Here is a 19,435-nt window from a genome sequence, read left to right as displayed (position 1 = left end):
CACAAAAAAGGAGTCAATAATGAAATATGTTGGAGCACACGTTAGCGCCTCTGGTGGCGTTGATCAGGCCGTCATTCGCGCCCATGAAATTAATGCCACGGCATTTGCGTTATTCACCAAAAATCAGCGCCAGTGGAAAGCCGCACCACTGAGTGAGGAAATGATCACAAAGTTTAAAGCGAACTGTGCCAAATATGGCTATGGTAAACATCAAATTTTACCTCACGACAGCTATTTAATTAATTTAGGTCATCCGGAGATGGAAGCCCTCGAAAAATCACGAGTCGCTTTTATCGATGAAATGCAACGTTGTGAACAACTAGGCATTGATTTACTCAATTTTCACCCCGGTAGCCATCTAAAACAAATCGATGTTGATGACTGTTTATTACGCATTGCTGAATCTATCAATATCGCCTTAAGTGAAACCCAAGACGTGATAGCAGTGATTGAGAATACTGCAGGTCAAGGCTCTAATTTAGGTTACCGTTTCGAGCACTTAGCAAGGATTATCGAAAATGTTGACGATAAGAGTCGTGTTGGTGTGTGTATTGATACTTGTCACGCATTTGCCGCAGGCTATGATTTGCGTACAGAAGAGACTTGCAAAGAAACGTTTAAACAATTTTCTGACATAGTTGGCTTTGAATACCTTAAAGGCATGCATTTAAATGATGCAAAAAGTGAGTTTGCTAGCCGAGTTGACCGCCATCATAGCCTTGGTGAAGGCAATATTGGTTATACGCCTTTTAGCTATATTATGAAGGATCCGCGCTTTGATGGTATCCCATTAATATTAGAAACCATCAATCCAGATATTTGGCCACAAGAAATTGCGTGGTTAAAATCACAACAGAATTAAATGATTAATCGAAGGCGGCCTTGACCGCCTTTACCAATTTTACAACGACTCCATCTCAATTTTAGCCATCATGTCAGCCAATTTGTTACGGTTTTTTAACCCAACGTCAGGTTGAGAAACTGATAGCGCAGAGATCGCCGTCGCCATACGTAAAGTATGCGCACTTGATTCACCATTTAACAAGCCATAAGCGAGCCCTGCAACCATAGAATCCCCAGCCCCAACCGTACTAATCACTTCACAGTGAGGTGGTTTAGCTAACCAAGAGCCTGACGCATTCACCCAAAGCGCTCCCTCTTCACCAAGAGATATCACCACATGAGAAATACCTTTATCACGTAGCTCATGCGCTGCCTCAATCACATCTTTTAGTTCCGGCAACTTGCGCCCTACCCACATCTCCAATTCATGGCGGTTAGGTTTCACCAGCCAAGGAGAGGCTTTTAGTCCTGCTTTAAGCGCTTCACGGCTGCTATCAAAAATGATACATGGACATAATTGACGTAGTCGGCTCATCCAGCGAGTAAATTCTTCAGGATCGATGCCATTTGGTAAACTACCACTAACAACCACCATATCAAAGTGGCCTAACCAATTCAGCGATTCTGTTGAAAAGCGATTCCAATCTTCTTTACTGACATCAAAACCTGAAAAGTTGAAATCTGTTGACTCACCATTATTTTCAGTCAGTTTAACGTTGATCCTTGTACGCCCCGGCACCATACAAAAACGGTTTGCCATACCATTATCACTAAAAAAGTGTTGGAACTCTTCTTGGTTATCTTTTCCCATGAAGCCGCTAACAGTGATATCAATACCCAAATCACGTAAGACTTTTGCAACGTTAACACCTTTGCCTCCTGCATTGAGGCTAGCCGTCTTCACTAAGTTGACTTCACCGACTTCGATTGATGGACATAGCCCAACAAGATCATAAGCAGGATTTAATGTAATGGTAGCAACTCGGCGAGTCATAGCCTCGGATCTCCCTTATAGTCATATATACTCTACATCACATAGTGCGTAGCCATTTGAAGTATCAAGAATATAGCAAGATAATTTGCCCTACTTATACCATTAAAACACAATGGCTTCAGCTATATTTGTTGTTTTTCCTGATTGTTTTTTCACTGTGAGTTGGCAAAATAACACTATTGAAAAAACAGAAAGAAGAAAAAACCAATGTGTAATGTTGACAATGTGGTTGTTGGCGTCGGTGTGATTATCACTAACCAACAAGGGCAAATTTTAGTGGGAAAACGCAGCAGCAAACACGCGCCCTATTGGTCAATCTTTGGTGGCCATGTCGATGCAGGTGAGTCATTTGAGGCTTGTGCAATCCGCGAAATAAAAGAAGAAATAGGTATTGATATCTCTCACCCTGCCGTTTTTGGCATTAGCAATAATGTCAATACTTATCACCAAGAAGGCAAACACACTGTTTCTGTTTGTATGCACATTGAATACTGTGGTGTTCAACAACCTCAGATCATGGAGCCGGATAAATGTGAGGGCTTAATGTGGGTTTCGCCTGATGAATTACCTGAACCGCACTTTGAAGCCAGCCGTAATGCCATTGATCTCTGGCTAAACCACCAATTCTATCACCACCCTGATTAATTCCTAAACTATTGTACAAATGCCAAATGAGCATTTGTACAATAAACAGACAAACCATTATATTTACTCTTAATTTTACTGATTTATGCATTATTTATTGTTTACATCAATATCCGCCAGCTGTATCATCAAGCTAGTACAAAGAAACATTAATTGGGAGTTTCCATGTCTGTTGATGCAGCAAAAACACTTAAACAACCTTCCGTTTTAGGGGGTGCAATGATTATCGCTGGCACAGCTGTCGGTGCTGGTATGTTTTCAATACCCATGGTTACCTCTGGCGTTTGGTTTGTCGGCTCAGTTGTCCTGCTAATCTACACTTTTGCTTGCATGCTACTTTCTGGGTTAATGATTTTAGAAGCCAACATGAACTACCCTGCAGGGGCGAGTTTTCATACTATGGTTAAAGATTTACTAGGCCCAGTTTGGAATTCCATAAACGGCTTATCCATTACTTTTGTGCTGTATATTTTAACCTATGCTTATATCTCCGCAGGCAGCTCAATTATTTCTAATAATTTGTCCAGCTATTTTGAAGTACCACAAGCTATTTCTGGGCTCGTTTTCGCGTTATTAGTGGCTTTCTTTGTTTGGTTATCAACACGTGCTGTTGACCGATTAAGCACAATTTTGATTGGCGGTATGGTAATCACTTTTGTGATGTCGATTGGTGGTATGGTCACAACCGCATCACCATCAATCCTATTTAACCAAGTAGAACACGGTGACACTCACTATTTGCCTTATGCGCTTGCTGCTCTACCATACCTACTAACCTCATTTGGCTATCACGGTAATGTTCCGGGTCTCGTGAAGTACTACAATAAAAATAGCCGTTCCGTCGTTTTGAGTTTGGTTTATGGTGCAGTTATTACCGTTGCTATCTACATTTTGTGGCAGTATGCAATCCAAGGAAATATCCCTCGCTCTGCATTCGTCCAAATTCGCGAAGAAGGCAACAATATTGGTGCTCTGCTCAATCAGATGAACTTATCCACCAACAGCAGCTTTATTTCACAATTTTTAACTCTGTTCTCCTATATGGCACTGGCAAGCTCTTTTTTAGGGGTATCACTGGGCTTATTTGATTTTATTGCTGACTTTTTTAAGTTTAACGATAACCAGCAAGGCCGTTTAAAATCTGCCTTAATTACTTTTTTACCACCAACAGTGTGCGCACTTGTTTTCCCAAATGGCTTTATCTATGCAATTGGCTTTGCAGGGCTGGCAGCAACCGTTTGGGCGGTGATTATTCCAGCGCTTATGGCTAAAGCAAGCCGTAAACGCTTCCCTAAAAACAGTTATAAAGCACCCGGTGGTATTGGTGTGATTTGGTTTGTGATCCTATTCGGTGTTATTAATGCCGCAGCCCACATTCTTTCTTTGCTAGGCCTATTACCAATTTATTAATCACTATACCCTCTCCCAACAAACTGAGGAGAGGGTATTTCATCATTTTCACTGTGTGTTCTTTTCAATAAATCAATAAACGACTTTTTCTTGCTTATGTCATTTATATTATCACTACCGCAAGACATGTTACGTTTATCGGTAGTCTTGATTTTTTTACTGAAAAATAGCGTTAGTATCTTGCCTAATCGCCTATCTGCGAGTAATTTTGTCGCACTCTTTTTTGACAATCCTAAAGAAGGTTATTTATGGCAAAGGCCAACGAAATCAAACGCGGATTTGCAGTCAATTACAATGGCAAACTGCTGCTGGTGAAAGATATTGATATTCAGTCGCCAAGTGCACGTGGTGCTAGCACTTTATACAAAATGCGTTTTACTGATATAAAAACAGGCCAAAAAGTTGAAGAGCGCTTTAAAGGCGATGATATTTTAGAAACCATCTCTTTAACTCGCCGCGGTGTTAGCTTCTCTTACATCGATGGTGATGAATACGTGTTTATGGATAACGAAGACTACACACCATATCTATTTAAACATGCTGATATTGAAGAGGAATTACTGTTCATTCCAGAGGAAGGATTACCTGGAATGCAAGTTCTGACAATGGATGGGCAAGTATTGGCTCTCGAATTGCCACAAACTGTTGATATGGTTATTGTGGAAACAACCCCTGCGATCAAAGGCGCTTCAGCGAGTGCACGAACCAAACCGGCAACGATGGCAACAGGTCTAACAGTTCAAGTTCCTGAATACCTGACTAGCGGTGAAAAAATTCGTATTCATATCCCTGAACGTCGTTTTATGGGTCGCTGCGAATAACGCAAGCTTTACAATCACCTATGGGCACTTGCCCATAGGGCTTTTCTTGACACTCGCACAGTTAAATTAACATCCTTTTATTTCTGCTTAGTTATAAGTCAATGTATACATACCTAACTTTTTATCTTGATCTATCCATTTAAAACTTTGTGTACCTTTATTGTTTGGTAACACATGGGTTCCTGTTTTCAATTTTTTGAATGAGGTTCTCACCGTTTCCATTTTGCCTTTATCACTCCAGCAAGTTGTTTCGATTTTATCTTCAATAGAACCAATCTGACATGGCGGTGCCACGATTGCGCCAACAAAGGTAATGGTGCCACTACCAATAATATTTCGCTCTTGGGCATTTGCTGCATAAGAGAGGAAATAACTCAATGTGATGATAGATAATAAAATCGCTAAAAAAAGTTTATTTGCTGTAAGTTTCATGAAAAGTATCCGCTTAAAATTAGGTTATCGTCATTTGGCGCAATTTATTTATATCGGTGATAGTTTTTTGTTATCTATTACCTGATGACGAGATCTTAATTCGAACGAATAGAATGATATTTAACTGATGGTCGTAGTTTTTTATTTTTTACTAAGTCTAAAGTCTGGCGTTAATTTAGTGAGATAACTCACAAAAAAATAGTAACCACACATTTTGCAACTCTAATTTTTCATTATCTATTAGAATTGGTCTGTATTTTTTATAATTGAAAATTAATTCACTGCTCACATATACCTAACTTATAGTTCTAATATTCACCAATATGAAAAACTTACTTGCAAAACACATTGTTCTCTCACCCTCACTATTGATAGCCAATGGACGCCATCGCGCATGCTATCAGCACCCAGAACATGACGGCTTATGTATAAAGGTACATCATCCAGGCAGGGATGATCGAGAAACGATTCGCGAAATAAAGTATTATAAAAAGATTTACCGAAATACATCATCAATAAATGCCATAGCTCATTATTATGGTACACAAGAAACCAATTTGGGTATTGGATATGTCTTTCAGTTAATCAAAGATAAAACAGGTAATGCTTCAAATACACTCGATTATTATTTAAAAAATAAACATTCTTTTTTAAAACATCAAAAAAATATGTGGATCGCCTACGATGTTTTTAAAAAGGCAGTTTATAAAGAGGCAATTGTCACTATGACATTAAAACCTTATAACATTGTCTATCAGCTCGGTTATAAACCTCATGGTCAATTCTTTATCATTGATAATTTAGGTTGTGCTAATTTAATCCCTATAGATTACTTCTCCTCAACACTCGCGAGAACGACCCTCACCCGTCGATTTGCTGATTTTGAACGGCGCATGATGCGAGAATATCACGTCAAACTTTCAACAATGCAGTCTATTGAGTAAAATGAGGATGCGCTTGCCACTACAACATAAAATTCTGCTTACAATCGCTATTATTACGGTTAGTTTTTATAAAAATTTAAACTTCTTTACAATCAGAGTGCCTAAATGTAAATATGACAAAATCAAGACAAACTGCATACAGTTAAAGCGTGATCTAGATCGTTATTTTTACTGTGTTATTTGTAAACACAACAATCAAACCTCTATATTTTTAACAAAAAACACTCAAACAGAGGTTATCATCAGTATTTAATATAATGTTTTGTAAATTATTGCCTGATTAACTCGCCATTTCAGTTCTGTTTATGTATGCTCTTTATGTTTGGTGAAATAAGTATGCAACTACCAAACTCTAACGATGGGTCTCTAACAGGTTGTTGTTATGTTTACATAACTGATTTGCGTCTAGTGCAACTCACTATCTGGTTTTACTCATATACAAAATTTAGTTGTTCTGTATTAAACACTTTCTGTGAAAAACCACAGTAGCATTTCAGAAAATGCGTTTTTCACAGGGATAAGTTTACGTTTATTGTGTGGACAAAACACAGTATAAAAAAGGCAAGGGATATTAAGAATAATGGCAACATCTGAAAACTTTAAGCGCAAAATTTTGCGCATCATACCAGCAATAGCGATTGCCGCGACACTTTCAGCTTGTACTACCCCTAATTCTTCAAAGAATGCTCAACGTACTACCCACTCTGAATCTCGCATGTTAAACGGTTCTTCTGATTCTTTAGCAATGGCCTCACAAGACGAATTTGAGCAATTAGTTCAAAGCGTTGATACCAAATCTAAAATCATGAACCAATATGCAAACTGGAAAGGCGTGAGTTACCGTTTAGGTGGAACAACTAAAAGTGGTATTGATTGTTCAAGCTTCGTGCAACGCACTTTCATTGAGCAATTTGGTGTAGCTTTACCACGTACGACATCTGAACAAGAGTCCTCAGGTAAAAGCGTTAACCGTAATAGTTTAAAAGCCGGTGATCTGGTGTTATTTAAAACAGGTCGTCGTATGAAACACGTTGGTATCTATATCGGTGACAATAAATTTGTCCATGCATCCACCAGCAGTGGTGTTATTGTTTCAGAAATGACTAACGATTACTGGAACAAAAGGTATTATGCAGGCCGCCGCATTATCAATGGTTCTTAATCGTTAAAAACAACTAAATTCCTTGCCAATAAAAAAGCTTCCAAGTTGAATAAACTGGAAGCTTTTTTATTATATTCATCTAAATTATTAAGATGAATAAAAACCTGATTCTAGCTCAGCAATAGCAACACCCGATGCTTTTAAGCGGCACATAGCAGCAAGCTCATCACTGGCATGAATAAAGAGGCAAATTTCCTTCTGCCATTCTAAAATTGCACTTTCAATCTGCAAATCAGATAACGATTCTGACAATTGCTTCATTGCAATGCAATCTGTTGCACAGTCATGACTGAGTAATTTCAGCCCCACAAGTTTATCGCTAGCGAAATCATTAGTAGGCACCACCTCAACATGAGTTCCTATCTTTCCTGATAACCAGCGATAACTTTGCGGTAGCCTGTGCACTACCGAAAGACCTGATTTTTCCACAACAATTTCCTATTGCTACCTAACCATTATATTATTCGTTGAACTAAGTTACTTACCAAATGAAACTGCAATAGTGACATCTGCTACTAACAGGCGACTTTGCACTTTTTTATTCTCCCACCTCTACTTTCAACATAGAGCATGATAAGCACTATAAAACTTCGTTCAAACCGAATTCGCTACAACCACAAAAAGTAACGCGATTGTTAAAAAACCATACCTAAATATAACATTAAATATTATTCGTGTCGTTAAATTTTTGTGACGCAAATCATTGCATGCATATTTTTTCACTTCAAGTGTTAAATTTTAAATTTTTTTTGATCTTAAAACTCAACAACGACATTAATAATTAGTCATTTTTTTTACATTATTAAACAATGTTCAATAATAAACTGAGTAATTTTGAATAATATTCACCAAAACCTTCATTTAATGACTGGATACTAACTAGCTTAGCTCAACACAGAAATTTAACAAATATTCATCAATTGAGAATTGATTTAGATCATTTTTACACGAAAATTCTATTTTTACTGAGTGATAATTCGCTTTTATCGAGTAGTTAATTTTTACTTAACACTATTGGAATAAATATGATCACTGACTGAAATGAAAACAGGAAGGAGTCGTTTCATCCTTGAAACATTAAGGTCATTCTATTTTTTAATTCGCTTAGCTAGAACGACAAATAGCATTGAGAATGCAACACAAGCCACCATAGAGCCCACCATCGGCCACGCCGACTTAGCTGGGATCAAGGATAATAATGTGCCAATAAGTGCACCAATTGAGAAACGAATCGTTCCCGCCAAAGATGATACAGTACCTGCTATATGTGGATAATTATCCAAAATCACTGCCATTGCATTTGATGTGATCATCGCAATCCCACTAACATAAATCGCCACGCCCAAGACTAATGCCCAAAAACCAACGTCTAGTGCTGTCGTCACCAATAGCCAAATCCCCATAGTGAATTGGACAATAATCCCTAAATAAAGCATACGCTCAGCACCAAACCGTCTCACATAACGACCATTAAATGTGGTCATGATAAATAAGAAGATAATATTAATACCAAAAAAGTAGCCGAAATCCTGAGGCGAAACACCATTAAGGTCGATATAAACAAATGGGCCAGCGTTTAGAAATGAAAACATCCCCGCAAATGAAAACGAGCTTGCTAAAATATAAAATAAAACTTGCTTAGCGCGAAACAAGGTAGCGAATTGCCTTAACGTCGTCCCTAAGTGGAAAGGTTGGCGTTTTTCAACCGGCAAAGTCTCTCGTATAAAAAAGCTAACCAAGACAACGGCAATCACAGCCGCAATGCTAATACTCCAGAAGATTGCATGCCATGAAAACCAACGCATCATTTCACCGCCTAAAATAGGCGCTAATAAAGGTGCGATAGTCATGACCAATACCACAAAAGACATGCTGCGTGAAAACTCATCGCGTGTGAACATATCTCTCATTAACGCATTGATCACCACACTTGCTGCCGCAGCGGCAAAACCATGTAAGAAACGAAACCAGATCAAAGAATCTATCGACTCTGATAACGCACAAGCCGCTGAAGCAATAGCAAATACAACCACTCCGCCTAAGATGACAGGTTTACGACCAATGCTATCAGCCATTGGGCCATAAAATAATTGTCCTATAGCGAAGCCAAAAATATAGCTATTAAGCGTCATCTGGATGCGACCTTCGCCAACGCCGAAGTACTCACCCATAGCAAGGAAACTTGGCAGATACATATCAATGGCTAATGGCATCAGCATTGATAATAAGCCAAGTATTAATATCAACCCTAAGTAGGATGATTTTTGTTGTTGCACTCGTTGAACTCCTATACCTTACTACATACGACACTTATACCCGCCATACTTCAAGCTACAGTGTCGTTGATTGCGTTCACTCACCTAGCAACTTTGGGTAGGCTTCCAGTGACGCATTCATTTGTCGACCAACTGCATTTTGAATTATTTAGAGTACCAATTTAATAAATCAGGAATTATTTTTAGCGTGGTACAGTAACACTGTTAATTTCTTCAACAGTCAATTCACGATATTCACCTGGAGAGAGTTGTGGATCTAACTCAATCTCCCCTATCCGCTCACGATGAAGACCACATACATGGTTGCCAACTGCCGCAAACATGCGTTTCACTTGGTGATATCGGCCTTCACTGATGGTCAGCAACACCTCTTTAGGTGTAATGATTTCTAATTGAGCGGGCTTTGTTGGGTATTTTTCCCCATTTAGCATCACGCCAGCTTCGAATCGTTTTGCAACATCATCGGCAATATCATTTTCTAATTCAACACGATATGTTTTTTCACAATGGTGTTTAGGTGAAGTAATACGATGTGACCATTGCCCATCATCGGTGAGTAAAACCAATCCAGTTGTATCAATATCAAGCCGCCCTGCCGAATGTAATTTATCTGCTAATGGCTCATCAATAAAATAGAGGATAGTTGGGTGCGTCGGGTCATCTGTTGAACAAATATAGCCCTGCGGCTTATGCAACATAAAATAACGCGGACCTGTGACATGCGTTAATACTGAACCATCATAAGCCACTGATTGCTCAGCACTCACCTGTAATGATCCTGATTTCACGATTTCGTCGTCAATGGTGACTTTTCCTGCGCGTAGCTCTCGCGCCACTAGACTCCGGCTGATCCCTAATTGCTGGGACAAAAACTTATCCAGTCGCATAAATTCTCTTAAACTTGATGGAATAGCAACTTGGTGCACATGTCATCCAAGCTGTTGGAAATAAAATTGAAAGGTTATTGTGATTATGCTCACATCTTTTATTATATCAATAACTAACTACAAGTGATAGCGTCACACAATTAAGTTATGTTTTTAGCTCAACTCCTTGTGCTAACTTAAATTTTATATTTAGCCAATGACTATTTTTAATTAAGACTAAATAATATGCCGTTTGTACTTCGTCCATACCAACAAGAAGCCGTCGATTCCACAATACGCTACTTTCGTCAGCATCGTGACCCCGCCGTTATTGTGCTCCCAACTGGGGCGGGTAAAAGTTTAGTCATTGCAGAACTTGCACGGCTAGCGCGAGGTCGTGTGCTAGTTTTAGCTCACGTCAAAGAACTTGTAGAGCAAAACCATGCTAAATATCTGGCCTATGGCCTTGAAGCAGATATTTTTGCGGCTGGACTCAATCGCAAAGAGTCACACAACAAAGTCGTGTTTGGCAGTGTGCAGTCTGTCGCTCGTAACCTTGATAGTTTTAATGATAATTTTTCACTGATCATCATCGATGAATGCCATCGTATTAGTTTGAATGAGAAAAGCCAATATCAACAGGTCATCAATCGATTAAATCAATACAATTCAAATTTAAAAATCCTTGGGCTCACTGCTACCCCTTACCGACTTGGCTCAGGTTGGATCTACCAATATCATTATCATGGAATGGTCAAAGGCGATGATAGTTGCTTCTTTCGTGAATGTATCTATGAATTACCATTACATTACATGATTAAAAACCATTTTTTAGTACCTCCTGAACGCCTTGATATGCCTGTATTACAGTATGATTTTAGCCAAGTATCACTTAGTTCAGCGGGTATCTTTAATGAACATGAATTAAATCTTTCGATTAAAAAACAAAAACGCATTACCCCTAAAATAGTCGCGCAAATTGTTGAATATGCCTTACCACGGCAAGGCTGCATGATTTTCGCTGCAACAGTTGAACACGCAAAAGAAATTCTAGGCTATTTGCCCCAGGAAAGCGCCGCATTAGTCACAGCAGATACCCCTGCTGCTGAACGTGAAGCTATTATTAAGCAGTTTAAAAACAAACAGTTACATTTTTTAGTTAACGTTTCAGTACTCACCACTGGTTTTGATGCACCTCATGTCGATGTTATTGCCATTTTACGCCCTACGGAGTCAGTCAGTTTGTACCAACAAATTGTTGGCCGCGGATTACGACTCTCTGCCAATAAAACGGAGTGCTTAATTTTAGATTACGCAGGTAATCCACATGATTTATTTCGTCCAGAAGTCGGCTCCAGCAAGCCGAATTCAAGCAGTGTGCCTGTTCAGGTTTTTTGCCCTCTCTGCCAATTTGCCAACACTTTTTGGGGTAAGTGCACAGAGGATGGTCAAATCATTGAACATTATGGGCGCAGATGCCAAGGCTGGGAAGAAAACGATCGCGGCGAAAAACAACAGTGTGAATTTCGTTTTCGTTTTAAACAGTGTCCACATTGCGGTGCAGAAAATGATATTGCTGCACGCCGCTGCCAAAAATGTGATGAAGTGTTATCTGATCCTGATGATATGTTGAAAGCTGCATTGAAACTAAAAGATGCATTGATTATACGCTGTGGGGGAATGGCATTCACAGCTGGGGCTGATAATAAAGGCGAGTGGTTAAAAATTAGCTACTATGATGAGGATGGTACTTCAGTTTCTGAGCGTTTCCGTTTGCATACCCCAGCTCAGCGGCGCGCTTTTGAACACCATTTTTTACGTGAGCATCTACGTGCCCCTGGCGTACCGTTTAAATGGTCAACAGCTAATGACATCATTACGCAACAAATTTTATTACGTTATCCACAATTTATAGTGGCGCGAAAGAAAGAGAGTTATTGGGAAATTCGTCAAAAAATATTCGATTATCAAGGGCGTTTTCGCATTGCCGACCAACTCTATTCTTAGCAAAATCTGCCGTAAACCTTCGCCCAATGCGGGCGGAGATATAAAGCAAAAAGCCCAGAGGGCTTTAAAGAAGCATCGTCAAAGCGCTTCTGCGGGACTTTGTTGCACAATGAAATAGACAACCCACTGGCTGACACGGTGTCTTTTCAGATAAACTCCACTAAAGATCCATGTATTGGGCTTAATGAAATAGCCTTTCATTATGATAATATACGGGTACAGGAATGACAGGCAGCGGGACTCGTCGTCTCTGCCCATGGAGGCCAGCGTAAACCCGTTGTACAGACGGTAGCGGCCTGAGAAGTGGGAAGCTTCGTCGTTTACGGCGAAGAGCAGTCACTATTGGTTAGATTATGATTGCTGTATCAGCTGTTTTTCGTTAAAATGCTGCCCGCTTCCGTGTTTTCGCATTAGCGATTTCAGTCACGGAGCCAAATATCGAACCTGCTGCTGGGTCGCCTGTAGCAGGATTTTATTTTTTCTTGTATAGAGAAATAGTAATGTTAACTATCAATGCAATTGCACGTACAGAGCAGGGTAAGGGTGCGAGCCGCCGCCTGCGCAGAGCTAACCAGTTCCCAGCTATCGTTTACGGTGGCAACCAAGAGCCTATCTCTGTAACTCTGAACCACGATGAAGTCATTAACCAAGAAGGTAAAGCAGAATTTTACGAAGTTCTGAACCTGGTTATCGATGGTAAAGAAACTAAAGTCAAAGTTCAGGCAGTTCAACGTCACCCGTTCAAACCAAAAGTGACGCATATTGACTTCCTGCGCGTTTAATTAAAGCCACAAGCCGAGCTTTAGAAATTTTCGGGACGCCGAGTAAATAACGCCGCAATTGCGGCGTTATTTATTTCTAAAGAATAATTACTTACTACGGCGTTGCAGCTGGTCACGTAAGTTAGGTGGAGTACCACGGATCGTCAAAGTGTCCGTAACTGGATCCCAAAAAATGCGCTCTCCCATCAACATCGCATCAAAACTAATAGTGATCCCGCCACCACTCCCCGAAAACTTAGTCAATTGCTTTAGTGTTCCTCTATCTGCCGGAAAACTTTCTTCAAGTTGATAATCATTCTGACGCGCAAAGTCACCAAAAGACTGTTCTTCAACCATCGGCAACTCTTTAGATAGCTCTTGCAATTCAATCTCTTCACCTGATTGTAATTGCTCTGTGCAATAATTATGCACTTGTTGGCGATAGGCTTGGCGAGTATTTTTATCCATTTGCGCATTATCACAAAAGTCATCCAACGCCTGCACTAAACCTTTATTTTGAACTTTAGCGTTTAACCCTTCGGATGCAGCAAGAAAATCCATGAAGAAATCAGAAACTTTACGCCCTACTCGCCCTTTTAAAAAGGTTAGATAGCGAGAAGATTCAGGGTTAGTTTCCCACTCAGTCAGATCGATACGCGCCACAATGTCTGCATGAGGGATATCAAGGTAATGAGTTGTTGATAGATCAAGACTATCAGTAACAAACATGCTGTCACAACTACTTAAGACCGCAATCAGTAAGTACTCAACAGCAAGATAGCGATATTGGCAAAATAGAACAATGCCCCCTTCTGCAAAGGGATATTTGGCAAGTTCATCTTTTAAACGTACAGTCATCGCCCGGCTAAAACCAAGAAACTCTTCGTCGCCCTTGCGTAATAATTTCAGCGCATCTGCTAATTCGCTTTCTTCGTTGAATTCACCAAAAGCTTTACTTTTAGCACTGTATACACGGTGTAATTCTGCCATCATGTCTTGTACAACGTTATCGGTTGACAATAAAGAGTCGCGCAGCATCACTTCAAGCGTCTGTTCATCGCGTTTAATCAACTGATGTAAAGCTATCTGGGAAATTTCCAGACTCATTGTAGGCTCCTTGTTCAAGCAGAAATATTATCGCGCGTATTCAAACACTGATACTATTTATCTGCAACCTATACTGTCATTATCTGCACATTTTTACACACTGATGATGAACTATTACGCACTCAAATAATCTTAATAATCATTGTACTCGTCATACTTCAAACTGCAGTGTTGTGACTACACCTGCTTGCACCAGTCACATACTTTTGTATGCTCCTAGCGACTCGCTCACTTGTCGCCTAACTGCATCTTGAATTATTTGGCGTATCATTCTCACTTAAATTTAAATTTCTTGCGAAGAATGAAGAAAAAGATCCCGCTATACGCTATCATAGGTGAGCTTTTATTAATTTAGGATGTCAGAATTTATGCCACAGTCATCTCGCTATAGTGATGAAAAAGTTGAAACTTTGCTCGCTGAACTTGTCAGCGTGTTAGAAAAAAACCATACTCCAGTGGATCTTTCACTAATGGTGTTAGGTAATATGGTCACCAATCTACTTAATACATCTGTTGCACCAGCACAACGTAAAATGATTGCCGACTCTTTTGCCAACGCGTTACTGTCTTCTGTTAAAGAAGATCAGTCTCACTAATCGATTAACGAAATAAACAGTATGGTCACCCATCAGCGCTACCGTGACAAAGTCTCCCAGATGATAAGTTGGGGGCACTGGTTTGCACTTTTTAATATACTGCTGAGCCTAGGGCTAAGTAGTAGTTATCTGTTTATTTTTGATTGGCCCGACACATTAGCTGGACGCATTTTTGCCTTCGTCAGTTGGATTGGCCATTTTAGTTTTGTGGTTTTTGCCTGCTACTTACTGATTGTTTTTCCACTGACCTTTATTGTTATGTCTCAGCGCCTACTGAGGCTAATTTGCGTTGCGCTCGCAACCGCGGGCACAACCCTGTTAATCTTTGATATTCGAGTATTTAGCCAGTTTGGCCTGCATTTGACCCCGCAAGTATGGGATCTAGTGATCAACCCAGAAAAAGGAGAAATGGCTCGCGAATGGCAACTGATGTTTATCACCATTCCAATCATTTTTCTTGTTCAAATGCTTTTTGCAACATGGAGTTGGCAAAAACTACGTAGCTTGAATAGGCAGACCTTTGGTAAACCATTAGCTGGGTTATTTATTGCGACCTTTGTTATGTCACACCTTATGTATGCATGGTCTGATGCCAATTTCTATCGCCCTATTACTATGCAACGTTATAACTACCCGTTATCACAGCCAATGACAGCAAGAAAACTGCTTGATAGGTATGGCTTACTCGATTTATCTGAGCATCAAAATCGTGTCTTCCAACAAGGTAGTCCGACGGCTTTAAAACTCCAGTATCCATTGAAACCTCTGAGCTATTATGATCAGGGCATGGGTTATAATTTATTATTGGTAGTGGTTGATAACTTGGGAGATAAAGCCCAACAGAGTGACATGTCATCGCTAAAATCGTTTAAAGAGATGAGCACTGATTTTACTAACCACTACACAACCGGTTTACGTAACGATAGTGCCCTCTTTGGCCTATTTTATGGTATTTCTGCCAGCTACTTTGATAATATCCTTAATGAGCGCCATGCCTCAGTACTTATTCAAGCGCTACAACATCAAGGGTATCAATTCGGTCTATTCTCAACTGATGGATTTAATTCACCATTGTTCCGGCAAGCGATTTTAGCGGATTACTCATTACCAACCAAAGCCGCCGATAGTGATGCACAAACTATCACACAATGGAATGCATGGTTAAGCAGTTTGAAAAATGGCTCTCCTTGGTTCTCCTTCTTAAATATCAAAGGTCAGCCAGGTAGCAAACAAACCAACGATCAAATCAATCAAATAGTTGAAACCTTGATCCGCGATGGGCGTTTGAAAAATACCATTGTCGTTATCACTGCAAACTATAACGGTACTCCTCAATCTGAAGCAGATGATTGGTTTAGCGGCAAGCAGTTTGATCGAGAAAAGATGCAAGTTCCTTTATTTATCTACTGGCCAAATACCCCTAGTCAACAGATTGATAAACTCACTAGCCATCAAGATATATTAACAACCATCATGCAGCGTTTACTGCATGTGTCCAATTCACCTGATGACTATAGTCAAGGGGAAGATTTGTTCAGCCCTGATCGTAAATATCCATGGGTAATTACAGGTAGTAACAATGATGTGGTGATCACCACCAATGATGCAACGCTGTATATGGACAAAAATGGTCAATTTAGCATTTATGATTTACAAGGTAATGAAGTTAAAGACCAAAAACCTGATCTTGCTCAGTTACTGAAAATTTTCACTGAGCTTAAGCGGTTTAATGAAAATTAACGCTTAAAAATCAATCAGTCGTGCAAGCGAAACCTTGCTTTCATGGGCAAAATGAGTAGTATTAACTGGAGTTCGGCATGTAGCGCAGCTTGGTAGCGCACCGTCATGGGGTGTCGGGGGTCGTAGGTTCAAATCCTATCATGCCGACCAACTTTTTATAGAGAAACCAACTAGTTAGGGTTGGTTTTTTTGTATCTGAAATTTGAGGTGGGTAAAAGTCCGACTTAGTTACTTGCCGTTTTGTTCATGCTCAGCCGCTTCAATCTCCGCATTCTTAGCATCTTCTTCAGCTTCCTTCTCTGCTGCTTCTTTTGCTAATCGCTCTGCTTCTGCTTGCTTAAAATTGTAGAAAGTCAAACATAACTATTACCCATACATTCCTTTTTGCTTAATACAATAAATTAATATCTAAGCTTAGCTTTTTAATGGTAATAGTGGTATTTCTGCTGATATGGCACTTCGCTTAGAAGCCGTATTAGGTACTAGCGCTGAAATGTGGACCAGCATGCAAGCTCAGTATGATTTGTGGGTCGCGTCACAAACAGAACGCCCAGAAATAAAACGAATATTAGCCCATGTTTAGCAAAAGCTATTTTCTCACTGAAGCACCTTTGACGTTGGTGCCTCACAATATTTTACCCATAAACCATTTACTTGCGTTTCAGTTAACATTTCATCAATGCCATCAATAACAGGTATTGAGATATTGATGGCACCATCAGGGCGAGTATACGTTTTAACGATGAAACGCTTATCTTCCGTTTTCCTTGAAAAATCATAATGTCTTGAAACAAAACCGCAGACGTAGCCAACTTCTCCACCATTATGTGAGACTTTATTAAAATGATAATTCACATCTTTAAATGTTTCTAATTTAGGGTTTTCTAAATAGCCTAATACTGTGCGCTCAACTCGTTCAATCATATTGGTATCATCTTTATAATTTAATGTCATACCAAATAAAAAGGCTGAGCCAAGAAGGAATAAAGCAATAATGACATAGAATATTTTATTCATAAAAAGATGATTTAAATAACGAGTCAATAAAAAAACCTCGCAATACGAGGCTATAGATAATTTCGCTAGTATATCAATTTATTTGAAAACTACCTCAATTTTTAGCAATATAATCTCTTGTATTACTCCTCTTTTATTGACCAATAAAACTTTATATATAGTCGTAGTGTGGCTTAAGCCAAAACATTATCTCAATAAGACTACCTACAAAGTATCTATCACCTTACATCAAGCATTTGATATAATAAAAATTATTTTACTGATTTTAAGGAATGGATCATGTTACGTTATGCCTCTCGTGTTACTCATTTTTTCCGTCATGTATTTCATTCACGTCCGCGCTTTGTTATTTCTTTGTTTGTTGCAGTTGCGACTTTTTTTGCGTTATTCCCCTACCAAAATACGATGATGTGCCTAATTCTAAGTTGGAACGCATTTGCTTGGATTTATTTATTGCTTCTTTTTGGGCGGATCATTAATCGCAAAACGAAAGATATTCGTAAAATCACTAAAATTGAAGATGAAAGCGCTCGTATGGTTATCTTTTTCCTCGTTGCGGGCTGTTGTGTCAGCTTGCTGGTGCTATTTTTTGCATTGGGTGGGCACGGTGATTTTTCCAAAAGTGATAAGTTTATTCCCTACGCACTCACCGCTTCTACACTAATTTCATCATGGCTATTACTGCCTGCAGGCTTTACCATGCATTATGCGCATTTGTATTATAGTAATGAGGTTCAACAACAACCATGGCTGCGTTTCCCTGACAAAATACTTGACCCAAATTATTCGGATTTTATGTATTTTTCCTTTACTATTGCAGTAGCCTCTCAAACTGCTGATGTGGAAATTGCTTCAAACCCCATGCGTCGAGCTGTACTGCTTCAGTCGGTGATTTCATTTGTGTTTAATATGGCAATATTAGGTTTGTGCATCAATATTTCAGCCAGTTTCTTTTAAGATAATTAGGTAAAAATGGCAGCAGAACTCACACTTTGGATTACTGAATACGGTTATTGGGCGACCTTTTTTGGTGCAATGATAGAAGGTGAAACTGCCGCCTTCCTATCAGGTGTTGCAGCGCATAACCAATTACTTTATTACCCTTGGGTCATGCTATTTGCAGCCTTAGGTGGGATAGTGAGTGACAATGTATTATTTTACGTTGGCTACTTTGCTGGTGCTCGAATTTTACCTAAATTTCATCGCCATAAGAAAAAAATTGCCCGAGTCCAGCAGCTGATCCGCCAACACGAAAACTTCATTATTATTGCTATCCGTTTTGCCTATGGCTTAAGAACGGTTGGGCCAATTATCATCGGCGCCAGTAAAGTTAACCCATTAAAGTTTTTCATACTAAATATTTTTGGTGGGGCGCTATGGGGAATTATCATTGTGTCCTGCGGATATTTTATTAGCTCAGCCATACTTGCCTTACCTATCCACTCTTATTTAACATGGATTTTACTGGCAATCATTGCCGTCATTATCTTCATTTTTTTACGACGCAACTGGAAAAAATAGAAGCCAAAGCTGCATGTTAAAATATTTATCAGATAGAAATTATTTTATGCTATCCCGTAGGCTTTCATCTTCAGGCGGAAAACCAGTAAAACACATCCCGATAATTGTGACCAACCAACCTACTTTTTTACTATTAAGAACCCGTTTGATTATGTTCATGGTAGCTCCAAATAATTAAACTTTTTGTGACTGATCTAAGTTAGCATCATTAACCCTACCTAAATAGATTATTTAATGATATTTACACTCATTCTTCAGGCATTATTATGCTGACCTAGTTATGATTCAATAAG

At 39.3% G+C, this 19,435-nt stretch carries 20 protein-coding genes, 1 tRNA gene and 2 pseudogenes; 15 read left to right on the top strand and 8 right to left on the bottom strand.

The genetic code is table 11. The features are described 5' to 3' along the window. Positions 1 to 19: 19 nt before the first annotated feature. Positions 20 to 862, top strand: a complete 843-nt coding sequence (gene nfo, locus AC3Z9T_RS02285) for a deoxyribonuclease IV (RefSeq protein ID WP_490124578.1) — start codon at positions 20 to 22, stop codon at positions 860 to 862. A 39-nt stretch (positions 863 to 901) separates the two neighbouring features. Here the strand turns inward: nfo and fruK are convergent, their stop codons facing one another. Beyond that, entirely contained in the window at positions 902 to 1,837 is a 936-nt protein-coding gene (gene fruK / locus AC3Z9T_RS02280; protein WP_490124577.1) for a 1-phosphofructokinase, read from the bottom strand. Positions 1,838 to 2,044: 207 nt separating this feature from the next. On the opposite strand from fruK, the gene AC3Z9T_RS02275 reads away from it, so the two are divergent. From AC3Z9T_RS02275 to yeiP, 3 genes are all read left to right on the top strand, one after another. Beyond that, entirely contained in the window at positions 2,045 to 2,482 is a 438-nt protein-coding gene (locus AC3Z9T_RS02275; protein WP_490124576.1) for a nucleotide triphosphate diphosphatase NUDT15, read from the top strand. A 165-nt stretch (positions 2,483 to 2,647) separates the two neighbouring features. After that, positions 2,648 to 3,892, top strand: a complete 1,245-nt coding sequence (gene mtr, locus AC3Z9T_RS02270) for a tryptophan permease (RefSeq protein WP_490124575.1) — start codon at positions 2,648 to 2,650, stop codon at positions 3,890 to 3,892. A gap of 248 nt (positions 3,893 to 4,140) precedes the next feature. Beyond that, positions 4,141 to 4,713 (top strand): elongation factor P-like protein YeiP, encoded by a 573-nt coding sequence (gene yeiP, locus AC3Z9T_RS02265; RefSeq protein ID WP_070927903.1) that lies wholly within the window; start codon positions 4,141 to 4,143, stop codon positions 4,711 to 4,713. 87 nt (positions 4,714 to 4,800) lie between these two features. Here the strand turns inward: yeiP and AC3Z9T_RS02260 are convergent, their stop codons facing one another. Further along, positions 4,801 to 5,145, bottom strand: coding sequence for a hypothetical protein (locus AC3Z9T_RS02260; RefSeq protein ID WP_490124574.1), 345 nt, complete (start codon positions 5,143 to 5,145; stop codon positions 4,801 to 4,803). A 323-nt stretch (positions 5,146 to 5,468) separates the two neighbouring features. Here AC3Z9T_RS02260 and AC3Z9T_RS02255 point away from each other — a divergent pair, with 323 nt between their 5' ends. After that, the gene (locus AC3Z9T_RS02255; RefSeq protein ID WP_490124573.1) at positions 5,469 to 6,089 is read left to right on the top strand and encodes a YrbL family protein; all 621 of its coding nucleotides are present in this window, start codon (positions 5,469 to 5,471) and stop codon (positions 6,087 to 6,089) included. A 580-nt stretch (positions 6,090 to 6,669) separates the two neighbouring features. Further along, entirely contained in the window at positions 6,670 to 7,251 is a 582-nt protein-coding gene (gene mepS, locus AC3Z9T_RS02250; protein ID WP_490124572.1) for a bifunctional murein DD-endopeptidase/murein LD-carboxypeptidase, read from the top strand. Between the two features lie 87 nt (positions 7,252 to 7,338). Here mepS and AC3Z9T_RS02245 read toward each other — a convergent pair whose 3' ends face one another. From AC3Z9T_RS02245 to rsuA, 3 genes are all read right to left on the bottom strand, one after another. After that, complete coding sequence (locus tag AC3Z9T_RS02245; protein ID WP_490124571.1) at positions 7,339 to 7,680, bottom strand: YejG family protein; 342 nt, start codon at positions 7,678 to 7,680, stop codon at positions 7,339 to 7,341. A gap of 659 nt (positions 7,681 to 8,339) precedes the next feature. Next, entirely contained in the window at positions 8,340 to 9,527 is a 1,188-nt protein-coding gene (locus tag AC3Z9T_RS02240) for a Bcr/CflA family multidrug efflux MFS transporter (RefSeq protein WP_490124570.1), read from the bottom strand. 182 nt (positions 9,528 to 9,709) lie between these two features. Beyond that, positions 9,710 to 10,414, bottom strand: a complete 705-nt coding sequence (gene rsuA / locus AC3Z9T_RS02235; protein ID WP_490124569.1) for a 16S rRNA pseudouridine(516) synthase RsuA — start codon at positions 10,412 to 10,414, stop codon at positions 9,710 to 9,712. A 225-nt stretch (positions 10,415 to 10,639) separates the two neighbouring features. Between rsuA and radD the strand changes: the two genes are divergently transcribed. The 3 genes and pseudogenes from radD (at position 10,640) to rplY (ending at position 13,182) form a co-directional block, all read left to right on the top strand. Further along, the gene (gene radD / locus AC3Z9T_RS02230) at positions 10,640 to 12,400 is read left to right on the top strand and encodes a DNA repair helicase RadD (protein ID WP_490124568.1); all 1,761 of its coding nucleotides are present in this window, start codon (positions 10,640 to 10,642) and stop codon (positions 12,398 to 12,400) included. Positions 12,401 to 12,628: 228 nt separating this feature from the next. Continuing rightward, positions 12,629 to 12,700 (top strand): annotated as a pseudogene (locus tag AC3Z9T_RS02225) (RNA-guided endonuclease InsQ/TnpB family protein); the annotation flags it as partial. Between the two features lie 200 nt (positions 12,701 to 12,900). Further along, complete coding sequence (gene rplY, locus AC3Z9T_RS02220; protein WP_070927890.1) at positions 12,901 to 13,182, top strand: 50S ribosomal protein L25; 282 nt, start codon at positions 12,901 to 12,903, stop codon at positions 13,180 to 13,182. Positions 13,183 to 13,269: 87 nt separating this feature from the next. On the opposite strand, the gene yejK is transcribed toward rplY, so the two are convergent. Further along, positions 13,270 to 14,268 carry a nucleoid-associated protein YejK gene (gene yejK / locus AC3Z9T_RS02215; protein WP_490124567.1) on the bottom strand — a complete coding sequence of 333 codons (999 nt, stop codon included), beginning with the start codon at positions 14,266 to 14,268 and terminating at the stop codon, positions 13,270 to 13,272. A gap of 368 nt (positions 14,269 to 14,636) precedes the next feature. Here yejK and AC3Z9T_RS02210 point away from each other — a divergent pair, with 368 nt between their 5' ends. From AC3Z9T_RS02210 to AC3Z9T_RS02200, 3 genes are all read left to right on the top strand, one after another. After that, positions 14,637 to 14,864 (top strand): YejL family protein, encoded by a 228-nt coding sequence (locus AC3Z9T_RS02210; protein ID WP_070927927.1) that lies wholly within the window; start codon positions 14,637 to 14,639, stop codon positions 14,862 to 14,864. 21 nt (positions 14,865 to 14,885) lie between these two features. Next, entirely contained in the window at positions 14,886 to 16,604 is a 1,719-nt protein-coding gene (yejM, locus tag AC3Z9T_RS02205) for an LPS biosynthesis-modulating metalloenzyme YejM (protein ID WP_490124566.1), read from the top strand. Positions 16,605 to 16,677: 73 nt separating this feature from the next. Next, positions 16,678 to 16,754 (top strand) — tRNA-Pro (locus tag AC3Z9T_RS02200). 78 nt (positions 16,755 to 16,832) lie between these two features. Here the strand turns inward: AC3Z9T_RS02200 and AC3Z9T_RS02195 are convergent. After that, positions 16,833 to 16,961, bottom strand: a complete 129-nt coding sequence (locus AC3Z9T_RS02195; protein ID WP_490124565.1) for a hypothetical protein — start codon at positions 16,959 to 16,961, stop codon at positions 16,833 to 16,835. Positions 16,962 to 17,022: 61 nt separating this feature from the next. Between AC3Z9T_RS02195 and AC3Z9T_RS02190 the strand changes: the two are divergent. Beyond that, positions 17,023 to 17,187: pseudogene (locus AC3Z9T_RS02190) on the top strand (HigA family addiction module antitoxin); the annotation flags it as partial. A 14-nt stretch (positions 17,188 to 17,201) separates the two neighbouring features. Here AC3Z9T_RS02190 and AC3Z9T_RS02185 read toward each other — a convergent pair. Continuing rightward, a complete protein-coding gene (locus AC3Z9T_RS02185; protein ID WP_490124564.1) occupies positions 17,202 to 17,621 on the bottom strand; it encodes a hypothetical protein in 420 nt (139 codons plus the stop codon). A 279-nt stretch (positions 17,622 to 17,900) separates the two neighbouring features. On the opposite strand from AC3Z9T_RS02185, the gene AC3Z9T_RS02180 reads away from it, so the two are divergent. Next, positions 17,901 to 18,578 carry a DUF1345 domain-containing protein gene (locus tag AC3Z9T_RS02180; RefSeq protein WP_490124563.1) on the top strand — a complete coding sequence of 226 codons (678 nt, stop codon included), beginning with the start codon at positions 17,901 to 17,903 and terminating at the stop codon, positions 18,576 to 18,578. Positions 18,579 to 18,593: 15 nt separating this feature from the next. Continuing rightward, positions 18,594 to 19,142, top strand: a complete 549-nt coding sequence (locus tag AC3Z9T_RS02175) for a DedA family protein (RefSeq protein ID WP_490124562.1) — start codon at positions 18,594 to 18,596, stop codon at positions 19,140 to 19,142. Positions 19,143 to 19,435: the final 293 nt, after the last annotated feature.

This window comes from Providencia sp. 6390, assembly GCF_058148425.1.
The sequence above is the reverse complement of the archived record's forward strand: the minus strand, read 5'-3'. Positions and strand labels throughout refer to the sequence as shown.